The following is a 16,491-nucleotide window of genomic DNA, read 5'->3' on the forward strand; positions in this document are numbered from 1 at the left end:
ATCCCTCCTGTTATGCCAATCATCTCCATCTAAAATAACTCATATTTCCATTTAATGAAACTGATTTTCGTAAATTCAGCAGAACGAGCCTCCCATTACAACATTCTATCGTTCAAAAAAAAGATTTTATCGGGAACCGCCGTTTATTAATGGTATGATGAACAAAAAAAGATGAAGAGGGAGTGCTTCTTAGTGAATTTTTCCTGGAAACGCAATCTTTTCGTATTGTGGATCGGCACCTTTCTGGTGAGTATGGCTTACTCGGTATCCATCCCCTTCATGTCGATTTTTTTGCAAGAGGACCTGGGAGTCCAAAACCATCTCGAAGCATGGACCGGCGTCATTTTTGCCTCCACCTTTTTAGCCAGCTCACTGATTGCGCCCTTCTGGGGGTCGCTCGCTGACAAGTACGGCCGAAAGCCAATGATGCTGAGAGCGGGCATCTGCCTGGCTATCGCTTATTTCTTGTATTTTATCGTGCAAAATCCTTATGAATTGATCCTTGTCCGGATTATGGAAGGCCTGCTTGCCGGCTACATTCCTTCCGCCATCGCTTTGGTGGCGACCAATACGCCGGAAAAACATATCGGTTACGCGCTCGGCATCATTTCCACCTCAAGCGCGACGGCTTCCATACTGGGGCCTCTGCTCGGAGGCGTCGTCAGTCATCTGATCGGACCGCGCGATACGTTCTTCGTCGCAGGCGTGATGGTGCTTATCGCGTTCGTCATCGCCATCCTGTGGGTGAAGGAGCCTTCCTTTAACAAGACCGATGCCAAGCGTTCCTCCATTGCAAACGATCTGAAAGTGGCCGCTTCGAACAAACCGTTAATGTCGGCCCTGCTCATAGTGTTCATTACGTCTACATCCATCATGATTCTTGAGCCGTTATTAACGATCTATGTATTGAAGCTCGGTTCCAGCCAATCCTCTGCATCGCTGAATGCAGGCATTATTTTCTCCGCCGTCGGCATCGCGACATTGATCGCCGCACCGCGTTGGGGGAAGCTCGGAACCAAGCTCGGGTATGAGAAGGTGCTGTTCATCGGCCTGCTCGGCGGCGGCATAGGCAACCTGCTGCAAATTGCCTTCCACAATCTGATCGGCTTCGGATCGCTGCGCTTTGTGTACGGTCTGTTCTTCGCAGCCGTCTATCCTGCATTGAACGCCTTCATCGCACAGATGACAGACCCGGGCTTCCGCAGCCGCGCGTTCAGCTTGAACCAGTCGGCGAACCAGATGGGACTGCTGCTCGGCCCTTTGATCGGCGGCTTCCTGGCATCTCAAACCTCGATCCCTATCGTGTTCGCTATCAACGGATGTATGCTTCTTCTGATTGCGGTCTTATTGAAAATCCCGAGATTTTCGTTCCATACCAGCCCTGCCTCTTTGAAGGAAACTTCCAAGTAGCTTTGAGAGCAGCCATGTCCTTGGATGCCGTTTCCGGCTAATGCTTCGCCGGATAGGCTATCCTCCTATCCTGTAAAACATAAAAAGCCGACCTTCTTTTGAGGTCGGCGAATGAGAAGCCTTTAGCTTCGTGAAATTTGCTATATAAGGAAGTGGGGTATGCCTCGGAGGAGTTTACGTCCGCCTTTGAAACCCGTGAACATACCATTAATTTTAATCAAAGATTCACGGGTTTCAACAGCGGCTGGAGGGGCATATCCCACTGGAATATAGTAGCAACATTTCAAGTGAACCAGGCTTCTCATTAATAAAGTCGGCCTCAACAAGGCCGGCTTTTTATGTTAGTGTGACGATTCTGCCCGATCAATATGCAACAAATGCTTCCGGCTGCTCAAAACGAGCAGAACAGAGATAAGCACGAAGCAGCCGCCTACGATGAACGGCACATGAGGGTTATACCACTCGGCCAGCTTGCCTGCAAACCACGGAGCGATCGCTCCTCCAAGGAAACGCAGGAAGCTGTATGCCGCCGAAGCGGTCGGACGCTCGACCGGAGCGGCCTGCATCACCGCCGTTGTGATCAGCGTATTGTTGTTCCCCAAGAAGGCGCCCGCGATGATAACCGCGATAATGACAACCGCTTTGCTCGACGTCCAAATCCCCATCGCAAACAAGGTTAAAGCGAACAAGGTCAGCATCATGCACATGGACGAGATGGTGCCGTATCGTCTTTCAAGCTTAGGCGCCATGAATACGGATGTGGCGGCAAGGAGAAGTCCCCAGCCGAGGAAGACGTACCCCAGGCCGCGTTCTTTCAGATGCATAACAAAAGGCGAATAAGCCAGCAAGGTGAAAAATCCGAAGTTATACAAAAATGCAGTCAGTCCGAGCGTCAGCAGCGCACGGTATTTCAATGCCCGGAACGGGTCCATCAAGGAGCTTTTAGCCTTCGTTAGCTTCTTCGTTTTTGGCATCATGATGAGAAGGAAAACAAAAGCGACCACCATCAGCACGCTAACGCCGAAGAACGGGCCGCGCCAGGAGATGGAGCCAAGCTCCCCGCCCAGCAAGGGACCAACGGAAATCCCTAGACCAATGGCCGCTTCATAAAGAATGATGGCTTGGGCCGTTCCTGCAGTGGATAAGGAGACGATGGCGGATAATGCCGTAGCGACAAAAAGCGCATTCCCGAGTCCCCAGCCGCCGCGAAGCCCGACCAGAGTCCAAATGCCGTTAGAAGCGCCGCCCAATGCGGCGAATATAGCGATGATGATAATCCCCAGCAGCAAAGTCCATTTGGTACCCAATCTGGACGACACGACGCCTGTAATCAGCATGGCAATGGCCATGACCATGTTATAGCTTGTGAAAAGCAATGTAACCTGACTTGGGGTTGCATTCATTTTTTCAGCGATGGCGGGCAAAATAGGATCGACAAGGCCGATCCCCATAAATGCGATGATACAGGCAAAGCCTACGGCCCATACTGCTTTGGGTTGACTCAATAACCCTGTTTTCTCTGTTGATGCAGGTTCCATAGTAACGACCAACTCCTATTTATTATTTTTGCTCATTTTCTCCGCTCATTCTGGCTATGGCAGCCTGAACTCGTTGTAGAAAATGCTGAATGTCATCGCGCATTTCCGTCATTTTCTTCAGCTTCTCTTCGAGAATGTCCAGCTGATGATTCACTACGGGCTCAAGCTCTATTAACTTGGGCAGCTTCTCCTTGTCATCGGAAATTTGCCTGTATCCTTGTCTGTGGGATTCCAGCTCTTCTGTTAAGGCTACATAACGCTGCAGCTCCTGCAAGGAAAACCCCAGGACGTCACGGGCATTAATCAGCCTTTTCAACCGGTCAATATGCTCCTGCGTGTACAAACGAATTCCGCCTTCACTTCGTTCAGGGGGAGGAAGTAATCCGATCTCCTCATAATACCTGAGCGTCCGTTTGGTCAAGCCGCATTCCTTCGCTACGTCATCGATCTTGAATTTTGCCGTCATCCGAATCATCCTTCTCTTTTGGTCGTATTCTATTATGCTCCAAAGTTAACGTTAACGTCAACTGTAACTTTTAACAAAACATCGATTGTAATATGCTTCGAACCTGAACCACCTATACAAATATCCCTGTAATGCGGGGGCCACAAAGCATCGTTTAGTACTTTGCGTGGGGGTGCCCCGATGCTTTTTTTCAATGCTTCAATATAAAAAAGACCGCTAATGAATCGGCCGGAGCTCCAGCCTGTTCACTAACAGTCTCTTATTATAGCCAAGCTTATTTCCAAGGCAGCAGCTTGTTTTCAAGCCATTGCAAGCCGCGGTTAAACAGTAAGCCTAACAGCGACAGGACGACAACGCCGACCATAAGCTTCGTCGTAATCATCAGGTTCCCGTAATGGAGAATCATCGATCCTACGCCTTGCTGGGCCGCGATCATTTCCGCCGAAACGAGCAGCAGGAGCGAGGTCCCTGCAGCCAGCTTGAGCCCTGCGAAAATCATTGGCAAAGCTCCCGGAAGAATGACCTTCCGGATCACGTTAAAATGGCTGGAGCCAAAGGTAACAGCCGCTTTGATCCAGATCGGATCGACGTTCTTAACTCCGGAAAACGTATTGATAACGACAGGAAAAAATACGCCGAGCGCAATCATCGTAAATTTAGGCGTTTCCCCGATCCCAAGCCACAAAATGATCAGCGGCAGCAAAGCGATCTTAGGAATCGGATAAATCGAATAAACGATCGGGCTGACAATAGCATCGGCCCATTTGGAGAATCCTAATAACAGGCCGACCACAATCCCGCATACGGCGCCAATGGCGTAACCGACAAGGATACGGTACAAGCTGGCCCACAGGTTCTCATGCAGCTCTCCGCTCGTCAGCATGTCCCAGCCTGCCGAAAGAATGGCCGTTGGGGCCGGCAAAAACAACGGAGGCATAATGCCCATCCGGCAGACCAGCTCCCAGAGCAGCAGAATGACCAGAATCCCGAGTACAGAGGCATACGCCGGTACCTTCAGCTCGAGGAAGGATACCCGGTTGCGGATGACATGGCGCTGCCCGGTTGATTTTTCATTTGATGATGCACTCATGCTATCCCTCCTTCAAAGCTTCTTGGGCGTCATGCCGAATCAGCTCCCAGATTTCATTCGAATAGTTCTCAAAGGCCGCGCGGTGCTCCTCCTTGTCACGGCCCATTTTGGGCAGATCAATGCGGATTTGCGCTTTAATTTGCCCTGGATGGCGGGACAATACGATCACCCGGTCCGCCAAATAGACAGCCTCTTGAATGTTATGCGTCACATAAAGCGTGCTCAATCGGGTACGGTCCCAGATCGAGAGCAGCTCTTCCTGCATCAGTGTCCGGGTTTGGGCGTCCAGCGCAGAGAACGGCTCGTCCATCAACAGCAGATCCGGCTCTACTGCCAGTGCTCTCGCGATCCCTGCCCGCTGACGCATACCGCCGGACAGCTGCTTAGGGAACGCCGATTCAAAGCCGGTCAGCCCTACCATATCGATGTAATGCTGCCCTTTTTCCTTCTGCTCCTGCTTGCTTACCCCTTGCTCTTCCAGCCCGAAGATCACATTCTCATAAACGGTACGCCATGGAAACAGAGCAATCTCCTGGAAGACAATGCCGAGACGCGGCGGCTTCGCCGCATCGAAGCCCTCGAAATAAACCTCACCTGAGGAAGGGGACAGGAGTCCCCCGACAATGTTAAGCAGCGTCGATTTTCCGCAGCCGCTCGGTCCCACAAGGACGACAAATTCCTGCTCCTCGATAGCGAAGTTAATGCTTTTGAGAGCCGTTACTTCCCGCTTCTTGGAATCGATAAACTTCTTCTCAACGTTATCTACTACGATCCTCATTGCCTTATTTCCCCAGCTGCTTCAAGGCTTCATCCAGCAAGCTCGTATTGACGATACCCGCAGGATCAATCGCTTTATCGATCAGCTTTTCTTTGGCATACCAGTCCACTTGGGTCTTGATGTCGGTAGCGAGAAGTTTTCCGTCACGATCCATGTAAGGCAAGCCCTGTTTCACATTTTCTTCCGGCTGATCCGTGTATTTAGCAATGATTTTAACAACCTCATCATAGTTGGCTCCAGGAACCACTTTGCCGTCCTTCTGGGTCAATACCGCGTCATAATAGTAACGAGTCGCTTTGGCATATGCCTTCAAGAAGTGAACGGACAAGTCCTTGTTATCCGCAAGCTTAGGAGAGAAGAATACGCCGGAGGTTTGATATTCAATTTCATCCCCGACTTGTGCCAGGACGCGGCCGTAGCCTTCTTTGGCGACAGTAGTCAAGTTAGGCTCATTCAGCATAACGGAATCCACTTGCTTGCTCTTTAGCGATTCCATCAAGCCTTTAATGCTGTTCAGAGGAACGAGTTCGACGTCCTTCAGCGTCAAGCCATGCTTTTCAAGCAAACGTCCTACCATGTAATGATAGGTGGAGCCTGTTTGGGTAATCCCGATTTTTTTGCCCTTCAGCTGTTCAATGGATTTCACGTCGGAATCCGTAGGAACCATGAACGCCGTCGAAGAGTACCCTTTTTGCTCTCTGCCTTTATCGGCAACGATCACAAGCTTCTGTCCGCCTGCAACCATGTTGTACAAGCTTGCGGAGATTCCGGTCGCTCCAACCTGCACGCTTCCGCCCGCTGTTGCTACAGCAATCGGCTGTGCCGCGTCAAACCATTTGGGCTTCGCATCGATGCCCTCTTCCTTGAAGTATCCCTTCTCCATAGCAATAAAAATAGGTGCCGAGCTGGTCAGCTTGAGCATGCCGATATCCATTGAAACCGTCTCTGTCTTAGCCGGTGCAGCGGAGCCTCCGGGAGTTGTTGGGGCGGCTTCTTTTTTTCCACAGCCAGCTAGTGCGGCGCCGATACCCATTACTAACGTTAGTGCCAAAAGTGATGCCTTTCTCATGCTGTTTACCCTCCATTTTTTTATGCGCAATTGCCAAACCTTATATCTGTTCGACGCGTTAAAGCAATTATCCTGCCTAAACCACATTTTTTATTGAACATTGTTTAAAAATATACCTTCAATACAGATTAATGCTTCCATTTCAAAATATTGTTATCTTGTTCTTGAAGCAGCCGTGCCATATAAACGATTTGCCCCGTATGATACCCGTAATGCACGGTAAGATGGTACAGCAGCCTTCCTAGGGGGCGGTTATAGGTAGCGATTCCCGCGTCTTCCGGGTAATGAACCGTCACTTCCCGTTCAAGATCCTGCTCGGATATAGCCGAGAGCACGCTTCGCGACTGCTCCCTCACTTCCTTCAATCGGCCGTACAGCTCCTTGCAGGAGAAGCCTCCTTCAGCTCTGAATTCCGCGGAGCGCTCCCGGGTGTAAGGCAACCCTCCAATACTGCTTGCAATATTATGGAATTCATTTCCTGCTAGATGAAGACACAGATTGCCAATACTATTAGTCCCCTCTTTCCGCTTCTCCCAAACCTGAGCATCCGAAATCCGATGCAGCGCCTTCTCGATCTTCTCCAGCTCCTGGTCAAGCAAACTTAAAGTCATTGCAATGAACATGCGGCACCTTCCTTGTATAAAATACATAATTTTACATTTTTGTCGTTGTTCGAACGTAAAAAGAGCCGGCGTAACCGGCCCTCGTTGCGAGAATTAATCGAAATCGTAGCGCTGTTCCTTCCATGGATTTCCATACATATGATACCCGTTCCGCTCCCAAAAGCCAGGCTTATCGCTCGCCATAAATTCGATGCCGCGCAGCCATTTGGCGCTTTTCCAGAAATACAGATGCGGTACGACCATTCGTACCGGATACCCGTGATCCGGGGTTAAGAGCTCTCCGTTATGCTTCAGGGCAAACAACGAGGTCTCCTTGAGAAAGTCCTCCAGCGGCAGGTTCGTCGTCCAGCCATGCTCGGCATGCAGCATGACATACTTCGCCTCCGGCTTCAGCTTCACACGCTTCATTACCTCGGCGACCGCTACCCCCTCCCATACGTTGCCCAGCTTGGACCAGGTGGTCACGCAATGGATGTCGTTACGGAATTCCTGCCGCGGCAATGCAATGAACTCCTGGTAGCTGAGCGTCACTTCCTCCTCCACCAGGCCAAACAAGCGAAAATTCCAAAGGCTCATATCATTGTAATAAGGCACGCTGCCGTAATGCAGCACCGGAAATCCTTGCGTCAACGTCTGTCCCGGCGGCACCCGGGTGGCCGTCTCTTGATTTGCGCTCATCTTCCCTTCCTCCTTCTGGGTTTATAAGGCCGGCAAGCCTTCTGCTTCCTCCCTTTATTATAGCCGCAATGAAGCCAGTTCTTCCAAAGGAATGTCGCACAAGGGCAAACTCATCTCTACCGTCGTGCCTTGGTTGACCCGGCTCGTAATGGACATTTTCCCGCCATGATGCTCTATAATTTTCTGGCTTATCATCAATCCCAGCCCGGTTCCGCCCTCCTTGGTCGTATAGAAGGGCTCGCCCAGTCGGGGCAGCTTGTCCTCCGGTATGCCGCAGCCCTGATCGATAATCCGCAGCATGGCGAGACCGGTATCTTCCGCAATGGTAAGAACAATATGAATGATTCCGTCGCGGGTCATCGCTTCGATCGCATTTTTCAGGAAGTTAATGATAACCTGCTTGATTTGATTCGGATCGCAATGCACGGCATAGGGACCTTGTCCGGCCGCCAGCTGGATTTCAATGTTTTTCATAATGGCCTGTGTACCGATTAGCGTCTGGACCTCTTCTACCAAATCCTTCAGATCGGTCCTCCGCAGCTGAAGCGATTGCGGCTTCGACAGCATCAACAGCTCGCTTACGATCAGTTCAATGCGGTCCAGCTCCTCCTTCATAATGGACAAATATCTGGGGAACTGCGCATCGGAATGCATCATCAGCTTCACAAAGCCCTTCAGCGCGGTAAGCGGATTGCGAATCTCGTGGGCGACCCCCGCAGCCAATTGACCGACAACGGACAGCTTCTCGGATTTGCGCAGAAGCTCATCCTTTCTCTTCTGCTCCGTTATGTCTTTGACCATAACATAGCAGCCAACCATAGCCTGGCGAATAATAATCGGGGCCGGTGTAATCAACAGATAGACTAGGGAGCCGTCCTTGCTGACAAGCCGCATCTCCCCGCAATCGAACGATTCTCCTATCATAAAGTGTTGGAACCACTGCTGGGCCCGGCCGGCATCTTCATAATGGAATAGGTCCGTAAAATGAAAATCATTCAATTCTTGCGCGGAATAACCCGTGATTTGCTCTGTGGCCGGATTGACCGAGACGATATAGCCCGTTTTGTCCAAGGCAATAATGGCCTCGGGATTGTATTTCTTCAGCGAAGTATAGCGGTCGATCGTTTCCTCCAGCAGCTGCTGCATTTTCTTATGCTCCGTTATATCCTGAACGGTGCCCTGGATTTTCATTAAACGACCCTGCTCGTCCTTCAATGCGACTCCTTGGAGATGAACATGCTTTTCATCCTCATCCGGCAATAGAATCCGGCATTCCAGGCTGAAGCTATGACCCTCCAGGGCATTCCTTATTTTCGACACCACCATGGGCTGATCGTCCGGATGGACATACGTCAGGAAGCGCTCATACGTTCCGACGCTGCCGCCATCCTTAATGCCATGAATGCGGAGCAGCTCCTCCGAGCATATGATCTCTTTGCTGTCCACATCCCATTCCCAACTGCCGATAGACGCAATTCGCTGCGCTTCCTTGAGGCTTCTTTGGCTATGGATGAGAGCCTGCTCCGTCTCTATTCGTTCCGTCACATCCCTTCCGATGGATAGAATTTTATCTATTTCGCCATCCTCATTCAGGATCAATTTAACAGCTGTTTCAATCCAGACATAATGCCCGTCCGCATGACGAAAACGCGCACATACTTTGTCATGCTCGCCGTACTGCCGGTTCATTATAGGGGCCACGTCGTCCGGATGGAAATATTCCACTAGTTGCCTGCCTATTAAGCGGCCCGGTTCGTATCCGAGCAAGCTGTGGACAGCCGGAGACACGCTCAGGCATAGCCCGTCCGCCGTACTGCATACGATAATATCCTGCGAGTGCTCGAACAGGATGGAGGAGATGTTGTCCTCGAGCTTTCTATCCGAGATAGCCGTCAAATAAACAAGAAGGCTCTCCGGCGTCCCGTCGTGATCTCGAAGAACAATTACCTGTTCAGCCGCCCATATGACCTGCCCCGTCTTATGGATATAACGAATATCCAGGTGAGCGGAGCCGGTATGTCCGTTTAGCAATTCCTTCAGCTCTCGTTCTTCCTTAGCGCAGTCATCGGGATGAATGAAGCTTCGATGATCCCTCTCTATCAATTCCTGTTCTTCATAGCCGAGCATGCAGCAGAGGGCCGGGTTGACACGATTCCAAACACCATCCATGGATAGAACGGCGATACCTAATGGAGCAAGCAAAAATGCATGTTCATAAAAAGAAGGGTGTTCCAGATGCATTGAACTCAATAGTGACGCCTCCTTTGCATTTCATTCGTAACTGCTCAGGTCTTTGACAAATCGAATCCACGAATCCATATCCAGCTTGCACGTGTTATAAGCGCGACGTCATCCTCTCAATCAGCTGATGAACCGGGAGGACACGATCGGCGCGAATCGCGCAAGCTTCCTTATCATCCAGGAGCTGAAGAAAATGGTCTACTGCCCCGGCGAAGCCGCGGCGGGCCGCGATCGTCTCCCAGCTGCCAAAGCCACCCGAACGGGGGAGAGCATGCTGCTCATAAAAAACAGCCGATTCCATATTCTTCACTTCGACGGAACGGCCGCTTCCATGCAGTTCAAGCTTCTCCAAGTCTGCCCCGGCCTGCCGTACCATGCTGAATTGACCCGCTCGTTTCATGGCTCGATCCGCTTCCGGTCCGGGGAACACAAGACTGCCCGCTCCGAACAGCAGCCTCCCGGCAGCATCCTGCTGTTCTATGTACTGCAAATCCTCATACCGTTCTCCACCGATCCACAGCAGCAAATCAAGCATATGGATCAGATCGTCGTAAAGCGTATATTTGGCGCCGTGCTTCTGAAGCTTCGTCCTGTGCTTGGCAACAGAGCAAAGCTCGAAGCCTCCCGTCTCCTCCATCCATTGCTTCGCCTGGACATATAAAGGAGCGTAGCGGCGGTTAAAGCCAACGCCCAGCAATACACCTTGATCTAATGCGTACTTCGCCATGGCTTCCGCTTCCCGGTAATCGTACGAAAGCGGCTTGTCCACATACACGGCCGTTCGCCGCTTCAGACAAGCCATAACCGCATCATAATGAGTTTCCGTCGGGCTGTGGACGAATACGGCCTCTGGTTCTGCTTCAAGCAGGGCCTCCACCGTATCATAGCGTCCTTCTATGCGATATTGACGCGCTACCTTCTCCACAGTGGCCGGCGTCCGGCTGGCTACGCCGACAATGTGAACGTTCTCATTCGAACCAAGGAGCGGCAGGTATACTTTCTGCGCAATATCTCCTAGACCAATAATACCTATCCTTTTCATTAAGGAGCCTCCTAACGAAACTTACGGTCTTCTGCTGCGTATGTCATGTTGAAGCGGCTATGATTCCTATTCTCGTTCCTCATCATCCGGCTGACTCCTTCTTTTGGCACATGACAAAATAGCAAATCCCTTTAACTTGCTATAGACAATATGGTAGAATAGGAATATTGCGAATATATCGGCTTCAACATTTTGCTTTCCATCTGGGGGATGGCTTACTTGTCGAAAAAAAACATAAAATGGTTTTGGACTTTTCTCATTCTTTTTGCCGCTTTATTAGGTCTGGCCGCGCTATTTCAATCCGATATGCTTATTTATGCCGCAAGTGCAATACCTATATTTATCGTCTTATTCTTGCCTGATATTAAGAAGCATCAATATATTCGCAGCGGGAAACATTCCAAGAACTTCGCGATCTACAAGCAGGACAGCGGAGAAGAAACTCTGGTTGTCATCGCATTTCAACCTGGCTTCGTACGCTGGAAAGCCGGAAGACTGTACTTCCATCTGAACGATATCAGCGAAGACTCCAGCAAAGCCGCTTCGGTACTCCAAGGAAGTGAAGGAACGGTTGCCTCTCTGCCTGTGCTGTCATTCGATTTGTCCGCACACAAACGCAAGACCGGATGGATTAGCATCGATCTTGCACAGCTGGAGCAGCGAACGACGAATCTGTCCTACACCACCGACGAGATCAATCGTCTCGTGATTCGATTGAAGGATTTAGAGGAAGCGGCATTGACGATCATGTCGGCCTCCGCATCTTCCTCCAAAAACAAAAGTAAAAGCATCTCCGCTTAAACGCCGCGTATGTGCCGCCTCTACAGGCGGCATTTTTGTTTGTATAAGGATATGTATGTATCAGATATGCTCTGAAGGATAAAGAAGGGACGTTACCACAGCAGGTAACGTCTTATGAAATCCGATGTTAACGGTAGTAAGAAGCCGCTTCCTGGACCACCTTTTGCATCGGCAGATGGTACGGACACTTTTCCTCACAGAGCGGCTTCTCCCTACAGGGCTCATAATCGGCACAGGAGAGAATCTTGTCCTTCTGCCTCTCATAAAAACCGTTGCCCTTAGGCAGCAAGCCCAAGGTTTGCCGTACCTGGCTTGAGATCATAATATCCGGAATCGTAACACCGATCGGGCAAGAGCAGTAGTTGCAGCGGCGGCAATTATGGCTTCCAAGCTCAAGCGCCAGTGCCTCCAGCTCCTTGCGCTCCTCCTCTTCCACCTCTTGCTCCATCGCAGCCAAATTTTGCTTGACTTCATCCACGCTAACCATGCCTGAAATGATGACATCGACATTCTGGCTGTAAGGATAACGGATCGCTTTCTCCACTGGCTGTATGAAGCCGCCGGATAGCGGTTTCATCGCCACCTTGCCCATTCCCATCTGCGTAGCCATAGGAATCAGCTCATTCAGGGCAAACGGCTGAGCCAGGTTCAAATGGAACAAGACTTGATCGAAATCTCCCTTGCTGATCCACTTGGCCAGAAGTTCCGGCCGATGCCCCGTAATGCCGATAAAGCGGACCTTGCCCGCTTCCTTCATCTCCAAAGCTGCTTTGTAGGCTCCGTTCTCTTCCATGGCCTGCTTATATTCGCTTACATAATTGACATAGTGAATTTGCAGCAAGTCTATTACATCGGTCTTCATTCTGACCAGGCTCCGCTCAATCTCTTCCTTGGCGGCGGCATAATCCCGCTTATTCGTCTTGGTCGCCAGAAAATACTCCGAACGGCGATGGGAGATCGTTTCCCCAATAATCTCTTCGCTGTTCCGGTACCCTGCAGCCGTATCGATGTAGTTGATGCCGTGATCCAGCGCGTAATTTAGCGTATCTCCGGCCTGCTGCAAGGAAACTCCAGGCAAATTCATAGCTCCGAAGCCTAATGCCGATACCTGAAAACCGGTTTTTCCAAATGGACTGTATCTCAACTGCTTTCTCCCCTTTATCCCGAAAAAATAAGAAGTATAGACAAAGCTTCCCGTAAGAAGCTGGTAGATCATATTCAAGTTACTATTTTATCATAACCCCGGTCGTTCCGGCATAAGAGCCAACAAAATTCACGCAAAAAACACAGCGGCCAACATTGGCGGCTGTGCTTTTGCTTGGCGCAGTTAACGCCACTTTTCTTTGCCATGTTATCTTCTTTGATTCTTACCCTCATCGTTCTTCGTTGAATCATCTTTTTTTGAATCGTCAGATTTCTTATCATCCGTCTTTTTGTTGTCCTGTTCCTTCTTGCGATCGTCATCTGATTTCTTGTCGCTCTGCTTGTCATTAGGCTTCTTGGCATCGTCTTGACGTTTTGTATCCTCCCGCTTGCTATTATCGTCATCCTTGCCGGAATCATCCTTTTTCGGATCGACGGCCTTCTTCGGGTCATCGTCCTTCTTCTTAGGATCATCCTTCTTGGAATCCGAATCTTTGGAGGAATTGTCGCTCTTTTTCGGGTCGTTCTTGTTGTCGTTCCCCGAACCGGAAGTACCGGGAATCCGCGTTCCCGGTTTTATACTAGGTATTGGTGGGGTAGGCGTCGGCTTGAACGAAGGCTTTGGCGTAGCCGTCGATCCCGGCCGCTTATCGTCGTCTTTCCGGTCATCGTTTTTATTGTTATTCGTGTTGGTCACGCCGGAGCCGTTCTTTTTCGGATCATTTTTGTCGTTCTTGTTGTCGTTCTTGTTGTCGTTCTTGTCGTTTTTGTCATTCTTATCGTTCTTATCATTCTTGTCGTTCTTATCGTTCTTGTTATCATTTTTGCTGTTCTTGTCGTTCTTGTTGTCGTTTTTGTCATTTTTACTGTTTTTATCGTTCTTGTCGTTCTTATCGTTCTTATTGCTGCTATTGTTATTACCGGTAGTGCCTTTTCCGTTGTTATCCTTCGAGGATTGTTCTTTTTTCTTCTCTTGCAGCTTCTTATCCAGCTCTCCGGACTTTTCCTCTTCCACCAGCTTCTTGATATCGGCCTTAGTCGGCATTTTATCAGGCTGAACAATCGCCGATCTATTATCCGGGTTATTCTTCACGATCTGATGAATCGACTCCTTCTTCAGATCATCGAGCGTCACATCGACACCATTGTTTTTGGCGTTCAAATAAACCGAATATTTCCCCATCGAGACGTTGTTCTTCTTCGCTTCCTCCCTAACCTCCTGCGGAGCCGCAAAAGCCTCCACCTGATAGGAGCTTACTTGCTCGGGATGGGTTTGCTTAATATGCTCGGAAACCTGCTGACGGAGCTTCTCGGCAATCTTCGTATCGTCTACCGCACTTTTCTCCTGAACGACGGAGCTGGCAATAACAATGTCCGCCTCGCCTTTGGCAAGCGCCTTCTGCTCCGCCTTGTCCAGCAGGGTAGCTGTTACATTCTCAAGCGTTTTCCCCTTATAACTAACCTCTTGAATCAATTCGGTGCCGTCATCATTCAGCCCTCTAAGCTCAAGCACTTGTTCCTTTTCATCGATTCCCATCTCTACGGACGGGTTGATGTCCAGCGATACATAGGCAACGACCTCGGAGCTGCCCATTCTGCCGGCAAAGCTGGCGAATACGACCAGGCAGAACACGACCGCCGCAACGAGAGCGGACCGGCCGGCTACGGACGGGCTGCGCCAGTTCAAGCCGGGTTCAGCATAGATAATTTCCTCGCCAATCTCGCAGCTGCGGTTTTTGCGGGGAATCTTATCAAATTTGCCGTCCTGGCGCATAACGATAATGTTGGATCCCGTCATCTCCATGACGATGCCTTTATTCATTTGCTACCCCCCCTTCTTGTTCATCCTCTTTAATATGTAGATAGTCTCGAAGATATGGATAAGGCCCGTTATAAATTAAAGCGACAGCAATGATAAATTTACGGTTGCGTTCCAATGTTTTTCGGGACACCTTGACCATGTCCAGCAATTCCTTAATCGGCAGCATGCGCTTTGAGAGCATGGTTCTCATCAACTCGGAATCCTCGGAGAGCTGTCTGCCAATGGCAAACAGAGCCTGCCTGGAATCGTCATGCTTCGGAGACGCGTCCACCAAATCCGAAAATTGAATACCAAAATCAGCCAAACAACGATTCAAATCCAATATTTCGCTGCGCCGCTCCTCCATTCCTTTTTGCTTCTCATACTGCTCGATCGCCTGATGGATTTCCACCGGGTTCACGACGTTATCCTCTTCGTCCTCCACTTCGAACATGCTGTAAGGGATCTGCTGCGTGAAGCGCTGCTCCTTACGGACATAGTCAATTAAGCGGCGTCGAATGACCTGCTCGGCAAACCCGAGGAAAGACCGACCCGCCTGCGGGGAGAATTGGTTAACGGCTTCATTAAAAGCGCCCAAAGCAATACTAAATTCATCATCTCTTGCCGGATCTACATACCTTTTGCAAAAACGGCTCGTTACCTTCGCAACATACGGCTGGTAATCCGTAATAAATTGATTGCGCAGGCGTAAATCACCCTCTTGAATCCGAATCACAAGTTGCTCAGGTGTTTGCGAATCCGATGTATCAGGGTGGTGAGACTGGCGTTTTCCGAGAAATCTCTTAAATAAAACGAGCAGCAATCGTTCCACCTCACACTATATTTTTTCGCTATCGTCATGGTTGTTTACGGGGGTCGTTTTGGGTCTCAGCATTTATTATATCACAGGTAATATGAACCAAGCTTTCTTTGTCGAATAACGCTGTCGCAATCGCCGGCTTACTACCGGTGAAAACGGTTGAACAATAACCGTGCATGGGTTAAAAGACAACAAAAAAACGTCCCTAATAAAAGAGACGTTGTCGGGTCCAATTATGTTAAGCCGCGCATCGATTTTTTGTTATTTAATCTGCTCTTGCGCTGACTGAGGACATTCAGCCTGTGCTTAAGCTGCTCCTCCCATTCGACATCGCCCCATGCTTTGGCCACCATTAACAGATCCAAAGACATATCGATTTGACTGCGCACGACCTCGAAGGGATCTTCATTCTCATGATTGACGCAGTTTTCAACTAATTCCGCCTGGCTCCGATGGTCGACATACTCTTGAAAATCTACTTCCGGAGCTCCGTCGCCATGCGCATATTCGGCTAATATATCATACTCGCTTTCTACCAAATAATGAACCTCGACCCGGTGACATACCGGACAAAATAACAGGGGTACATTATGAATCTGTGTTCGTATATGTTTTAAGGTTCCTTTCGTTCCGATCATACTGGCGCCACAACAAAAGCTCATCTCTACGCCTCCTAATAGATTCCCTTTCCATCCATAATAGTGAACAGGGTGTAGTCAATAATACCGAGCATATCCCGTCTTATACAGGTTACTCGCTTAGGGGATCATGATAAACAGAAACGACTTATCGTCTATTATAACAGCAGGCGGGTTCCATGAACAAGGCAGTTGAGGATATTACCAATTTTGCGCAGGACCTGGCTGCGAATGGATGATCCTCCTTTTGCACATGCTGTAATGGCGTGAAATTGTGTTTCATCTTCCATAGATTAGGGTAAATAATCCATACACCCCTTTTTCGGGCCGAGTCATGGTAAAAGCATGGTTCA

Annotated in this window: 15 protein-coding genes; 2 read left to right on the forward strand and 13 right to left on the reverse strand. The window is 49.7% G+C overall.

What is annotated here, in order from left to right; translation table 11 throughout:
- Positions 1–171 precede the first annotated feature (171 nt).
- Entirely contained in the window at positions 172–1,410 is a 1,239-nt protein-coding gene (locus tag GGC63_RS24335) for an MFS transporter (protein WP_412973894.1), read from the forward strand.
- 341 nt (positions 1,411–1,751) lie between these two features.
- On the opposite strand, the gene GGC63_RS24340 is transcribed toward GGC63_RS24335, so the two are convergent.
- The 9 genes from GGC63_RS24340 to GGC63_RS24380 all read right to left on the reverse strand — a co-directional run bounded on the left by GGC63_RS24340 (position 1,752) and on the right by GGC63_RS24380 (position 10,935).
- Entirely contained in the window at positions 1,752–2,948 is a 1,197-nt protein-coding gene (locus GGC63_RS24340) for an MFS transporter (protein ID WP_192704547.1), read from the reverse strand.
- Between the two features lie 22 nt (positions 2,949–2,970).
- A complete protein-coding gene (locus GGC63_RS24345) occupies positions 2,971–3,414 on the reverse strand; it encodes a MerR family transcriptional regulator (protein ID WP_192704548.1) in 444 nt (147 codons plus the stop codon).
- A gap of 274 nt (positions 3,415–3,688) precedes the next feature.
- Positions 3,689–4,504: an ABC transporter permease gene (locus GGC63_RS24350; protein ID WP_079913535.1), complete on the reverse strand. Its 816-nt coding sequence runs from the start codon at positions 4,502–4,504 to the stop codon at positions 3,689–3,691.
- Position 4,505: 1 nt separating this feature from the next.
- The gene (locus GGC63_RS24355; protein ID WP_079913536.1) at positions 4,506–5,282 is read right to left on the reverse strand and encodes an ABC transporter ATP-binding protein; all 777 of its coding nucleotides are present in this window, start codon (positions 5,280–5,282) and stop codon (positions 4,506–4,508) included.
- A gap of 4 nt (positions 5,283–5,286) precedes the next feature.
- Entirely contained in the window at positions 5,287–6,351 is a 1,065-nt protein-coding gene (locus GGC63_RS24360) for an ABC transporter substrate-binding protein (RefSeq protein WP_192704549.1), read from the reverse strand.
- A 128-nt stretch (positions 6,352–6,479) separates the two neighbouring features.
- Positions 6,480–6,974, reverse strand: a complete 495-nt coding sequence (locus tag GGC63_RS24365) for a DinB family protein (protein WP_192704550.1) — start codon at positions 6,972–6,974, stop codon at positions 6,480–6,482.
- Between the two features lie 93 nt (positions 6,975–7,067).
- Complete coding sequence (locus tag GGC63_RS24370) at positions 7,068–7,652, reverse strand: sulfite oxidase-like oxidoreductase (RefSeq protein WP_192704551.1); 585 nt, start codon at positions 7,650–7,652, stop codon at positions 7,068–7,070.
- A gap of 57 nt (positions 7,653–7,709) precedes the next feature.
- Positions 7,710–9,893 carry a PAS domain S-box protein gene (locus GGC63_RS24375; RefSeq protein ID WP_225948479.1) on the reverse strand — a complete coding sequence of 728 codons (2,184 nt, stop codon included), beginning with the start codon at positions 9,891–9,893 and terminating at the stop codon, positions 7,710–7,712.
- 94 nt (positions 9,894–9,987) lie between these two features.
- Positions 9,988–10,935 (reverse strand): Gfo/Idh/MocA family protein, encoded by a 948-nt coding sequence (locus GGC63_RS24380; protein WP_192704553.1) that lies wholly within the window; start codon positions 10,933–10,935, stop codon positions 9,988–9,990.
- Positions 10,936–11,154: 219 nt separating this feature from the next.
- Between GGC63_RS24380 and GGC63_RS24385 the strand changes: the two genes are divergently transcribed.
- Positions 11,155–11,736 (forward strand): hypothetical protein, encoded by a 582-nt coding sequence (locus tag GGC63_RS24385; RefSeq protein ID WP_192704554.1) that lies wholly within the window; start codon positions 11,155–11,157, stop codon positions 11,734–11,736.
- Positions 11,737–11,863: 127 nt separating this feature from the next.
- On the opposite strand, the gene GGC63_RS24390 is transcribed toward GGC63_RS24385, so the two are convergent.
- The 4 genes from GGC63_RS24390 to GGC63_RS24405 all read right to left on the reverse strand — a co-directional run bounded on the left by GGC63_RS24390 (position 11,864) and on the right by GGC63_RS24405 (position 16,162).
- On the reverse strand, positions 11,864–12,880 hold the full coding sequence (locus GGC63_RS24390) for an aldo/keto reductase (protein WP_079913543.1): 1,017 nt from the start codon (positions 12,878–12,880) through the stop codon (positions 11,864–11,866).
- Positions 12,881–13,087: 207 nt separating this feature from the next.
- Complete coding sequence (locus GGC63_RS24395) at positions 13,088–14,701, reverse strand: anti-sigma factor domain-containing protein (protein ID WP_192704555.1); 1,614 nt, start codon at positions 14,699–14,701, stop codon at positions 13,088–13,090.
- Positions 14,694–15,503, reverse strand: coding sequence for an RNA polymerase sigma factor SigI (sigI, locus tag GGC63_RS24400; RefSeq protein ID WP_192704556.1), 810 nt, complete (start codon positions 15,501–15,503; stop codon positions 14,694–14,696). Before sigI ends, GGC63_RS24395 begins: the two co-directional genes overlap by 8 nt.
- A 230-nt stretch (positions 15,504–15,733) precedes the next feature.
- Entirely contained in the window at positions 15,734–16,162 is a 429-nt protein-coding gene (locus GGC63_RS24405; RefSeq protein WP_192704557.1) for a hypothetical protein, read from the reverse strand.
- Positions 16,163–16,491: the final 329 nt, after the last annotated feature.

Origin of the sequence: Paenibacillus sp. OAS669 (genome assembly GCF_014873645.1) — a bacterium.
In the GTDB taxonomy this organism is placed as follows: Bacteria; Bacillota; Bacilli; order Paenibacillales; family NBRC-103111; genus Paenibacillus_S; species Paenibacillus_S vulneris.